The organism is Microbacterium sp. Bi128, from assembly GCF_918698205.1.
In genome coordinates this window covers 1-1,051 of record NZ_CAKKMM010001644.1, presented here as the reverse complement: position 1 = coordinate 1,051, position 1,051 = coordinate 1, and the positions used below count along the sequence as shown (strand labels likewise).

Here is a 1,051-nt window from a genome sequence, read left to right as displayed (position 1 = left end):
CCACGGACGGGCAGCTTCATGAATCTCTTTGACCTGGCCGGGACCGGTAGGGACACGGCCGCGGCCCCGGGCACCGTCTGCTCGCGGAAAGCCTGCCGCGCGGCGGCGGAATGGCAGCTGCTGTGGAACAATCCCAAGATCCATACTCCGGAGCGGCGCAAGATCTGGCTGGCGTGCGGGGAGCACCGCGCCTGGCTTGAGGACTACCTCCAGACGCGCGGACTGTGGAAAGAGACTGTGGTCCTCGGCGCAGAGACCGTCCCCCTCACGGCAGTGACCGCCCCTCTCGACCCGTCAGGCAGGATCGGCTGAATGTACCGCTTTCTCTTCTCCAGTAAAGGGCGGGGGTACTTGTTGCTGGCCGCGATCTTCGCTGCCGGCTGCCTTGGGCTGGGCCAGTGGCAGATGGACCGCCGCGCCGAGACCCTGGCCGAAAGCAACCGGGTGGTCTCCAACTACTCGGCCACCCCCGTGCCGTTCGCCGATGTCCGGGACCAGTTCAGCCGGCTGAATCCGGAGCGGGAGTGGACCCAGGTGGAACTGAAGGGCAGCTACGACGCCGCCGGCCAGCGCATCGTGCGCAACCGCCCGCTCAACGGCCAGCCCGGCTACGAGGTGGTGGTTCCCTTCAAGCTCCAGTCCGGCGAAACCGTGGTGATCGACCGTGGCTGGCTGCCCATCGGCAACAAGACCCCGGGACGGCCCGACTCAGTGCCTGCCCCGCCGCAGGGGCCGGTGACGGTGGTTGCCCGCCTCAAGCCGGCCGAGCCCGAGCTGCAGCGCGGCGCCCCTGACGGACAGCTGGCCTCGATCGACCTCTCCGCCTATTCCGGGCAGCTGGGCTATCCGCTGCTGACGGGCGCCTACGGACAGCTGGCATCCGAGTCGCCGTCGGTGCAGGACATGCCGTTCCCGTTCCCTAAACCGACCACTGATGAAGGCACCCACCTGTCCTACTCCCTGCAGTGGTTCGCGTTCGGCGTGCTGATGTTCGTCGGGTTCGGCTACGCGGCCAGGCAGCAGGCCCGCAACGCCGCGATCGACGCGGAGG

2 protein-coding genes are annotated in these 1,051 nt (G+C 68.3%); both read left to right on the top strand.

Annotated features, from left to right (window positions below):
• Positions 1-18 precede the first annotated feature (18 nt).
• Positions 19-312, top strand: a complete 294-nt coding sequence (locus LQV45_RS35195; protein WP_230012663.1) for a hypothetical protein — start codon at positions 19-21, stop codon at positions 310-312.
• Positions 313-1,051 (top strand): SURF1 family protein (locus LQV45_RS35190; protein WP_230012662.1); only part of this gene is annotated, 739 nt, incomplete at its 3' end.

Excerpts from the sequence above, each read along its gene's own strand:
- LQV45_RS35195 (WP_230012663.1), top strand. The coding sequence starts at position 19 with ATGAATCTCTTTGACCTGGCCGGGACCGGTAGGGACACGGCCGCGGCC.